The organism is Pseudoalteromonas sp. SG44-5, assembly GCF_014164175.1.
Lineage (GTDB): Bacteria > Pseudomonadota > Gammaproteobacteria > Enterobacterales > Alteromonadaceae > Pseudoalteromonas > Pseudoalteromonas nigrifaciens.
In genome coordinates this window covers 1,917-4,936 of record NZ_JACJES010000045.1, presented here as the reverse complement: position 1 = coordinate 4,936, position 3,020 = coordinate 1,917, and the positions used below count along the sequence as shown (strand labels likewise).

Sequence of the window (3,020 nt, the reverse complement as noted above, 5' to 3'; positions counted from 1 at the left end):
AACTGTCACATAAAACGCGTTTGGCGTTGTATGGTTAAGCCTCACGGGTAATTAGTACAAGTTAGCTTAATGCCTCACAGCACTTCCACATCTTGCCTATCAACGTTGTAGTCTCCAACGGCCCTTCAGAGAGCTTATAGCTCTAGTGAGAAATCATCTCGAGGCCTGCTTCGCGCTTAGATGCTTTCAGCGCTTATCAGTTCCGAACGTAGCTACCGGGCAATGCCATTGGCATGACAACCCGAACACCAGCGGTTCGTTCACTCCGGTCCTCTCGTACTAGGAGCAACCCCTCTCAATTCTCAAACGCCCACGGCAGATAGGGACCGAACTGTCTCACGACGTTCTAAACCCAGCTCGCGTACCACTTTAAATGGCGAACAGCCATACCCTTGGGACCGACTTCAGCCCCAGGATGTGATGAGCCGACATCGAGGTGCCAAACACCGCCGTCGATATGAACTCTTGGGCGGTATCAGCCTGTTATCCCCGGAGTACCTTTTATCCGTTGAGCGATGGCCCTTCCATTCAGAACCACCGGATCACTATGACCTACTTTCGTACCTGCTCGACGTGTCTGTCTCGCAGTTAAGCTGGCTTCTACCATTACACTAACCGTACGATGTCCGACCGTACTTAGCCAACCTTCGTGCTCCTCCGTTACTCTTTAGGAGGAGACCGCCCCAGTCAAACTACCCACCAGGCACTGTCCGTAACCCCGATTCAGGGGCCAACGTTAGAACATCAAAACTACAAGGGTGGTATTTCAAGGTTGACTCCAACAAAACTAGCGTCTCATCTTCAAAGTCTCCCACCTATCCTACACATGTAGGTTCAATGTTCAGTGCCAAGCTGTAGTAAAGGTTCACGGGGTCTTTCCGTCTAGCCGCGGGTACACAGCATCTTCACTGCGATTTCAATTTCACTGAGTCTCGGGTGGAGACAGCGTGGCCATGGTTACACCATTCGTGCAGGTCGGAACTTACCCGACAAGGAATTTCGCTACCTTAGGACCGTTATAGTTACGGCCGCCGTTTACCGGGGCTTCGATCAAGAGCTTCTCCCTAAGGATAACCCCATCAATTAACCTTCCGGCACCGGGCAGGTGTCACACCGTATACGTCATCTTGCGATTTTGCACAGTGCTGTGTTTTTAATAAACAGTCCCAGCCACCTGGTCACTGCGGCTCCCGTCCGCTTAGAGAGCAAGTCTCATCACAGATAGGAGCGTACCTTCTCCCGAAGTTACGGTACGATTTTGCCTAGTTCCTTCACCCGAGTTCTCTCAAGCGCCTTAGTATTCTCTACCTGACCACCTGTGTCGGTTTGGGGTACGATTCCATATAATCTGAAGCTTAGAGGCTTTTCCTGGAAGTATGGCATCAGCAACTTCATCACCTTGGTGACTCGTCTCGTGTCTCAGGTTTAGTGTTCGTCCGGATTTACCTAAACAAACGCCCTACTCACTTTCACATGGACTACCAACGCCATGCTTGCTTAGCCTGCTCCGTCCCCCCATCGCAATTATATCGAGTACAGAAATATTAATCTGTTTCCCATCGACTACGCCTTTCGGCCTCGCCTTAGGGGTCGACTTACCCTACCCTGATTAACATGGGATAGGAACCCTTGGTCTTCCGGCGTGGGAGTTTTTCACTCCCATTATCGTTACTCATGTCAGCATTCGCACTTCTGATACCTCCAGCATACCTCCCGGTACACCTTCAACGGCTTACAGAACGCTCCCCTACCACTCATCCTAAGATGAATCCGCAGCTTCGGTGCATAGTTTAGCCCCGTTACATCTTCCGCGCAGACCGACTCGACCAGTGAGCTATTACGCTTTCTTTAAAGGATGGCTGCTTCTAAGCCAACCTCCTGGCTGTCTGGGCCTTTCCACATCGTTTCCCACTTAACTATGACTTTGGGACCTTAGCTGGCGGTCTGGGTTGTTTCCCTCTTCACGACGGACGTTAGCACCCGCCGTGTGTCTCCCGGATATTACTTTACGGTATTCGGAGTTTGCAAAGGGTTGGTAAGTCGGGATGACCCCCTAGCCTTAACAGTGCTCTACCCCCGTAAGTATTCGTCCGAGGCTCTACCTAAATAGATTTCGGGGAGAACCAGCTATCTCCCGGTTTGATTAGCCTTTCACTCCTAACCACAAGTCATCCCCTAACTTTTCAACGTTAGTGGGTTCGGTCCTCCAGTTGATGTTACTCAACCTTCAACCTGCTCATGGCTAGATCACCGGGTTTCGGGTCTATACCTTGCAACTATTCGCCCAGTTAAGACTCGGTTTCCCTACGGCTACCCTAATCGGTTAACCTCGCTACAAAATATAAGTCGCTGACCCATTATACAAAAGGTACGCAGTCACCCAACAAGTGGGCTCCTACTGCTTGTACGTACACGGTTTCAGGTTCTATTTCACTCCCCTCACAGGGGTTCTTTTCGCCTTTCCCTCACGGTACTGGTTCACTATCGGTCAGTTGGGAGTATTTAGCCTTAGATGATGGTCCACCTATATTCAGTCAAAGTTTCACGTGCTCCGACCTACTCGATTTCACTTAAAATGTCTTTTCATGTACGGGACTATCACCCTGTATCGTGGCGCTTTCCAGCAGCCTTCCATTAACACATAATAAGCTTAAGGGCTGTTCCGATTTCGCTCGCCGCTACTTTCGGAATCTCGGTTGATTTCTTTTCCTACGGGTACTTAGATGTTTCAGTTCTCCGCGTTCGCCTCGTTAACCTATGTATTCAGTTAACGATACCTGCAAGCAGGTGGGTTTCCCCATTCGGAAATCCTAGTCTCAAGTGCTTTTTACTAGCTTGACTAGGCTTATCGCAAGTTAATACGTCCTTCATCGCCTCCAACTGCCAAGGCATCCACCGTGTACGCTTAGTCACTTAACCATACAACCCAAACGGGTCTTTGTTGTGTGACAGTTTAACTTCGCCAGAAGTCAATATTGAATACTAAAGTAGATACCAATCAATCAACTCGTAAGAGTTAA

Annotated in this window: 1 rRNA gene; it reads right to left on the bottom strand. The window is 49.5% G+C overall.

The window, feature by feature from the left end:
• Positions 1-30: 30 nt before the first annotated feature.
• Positions 31-2,919: ribosomal RNA gene (locus H5079_RS18000) — 23S ribosomal RNA — on the bottom strand.
• Between the last annotated feature and the right edge of the window lie 101 nt (positions 2,920-3,020).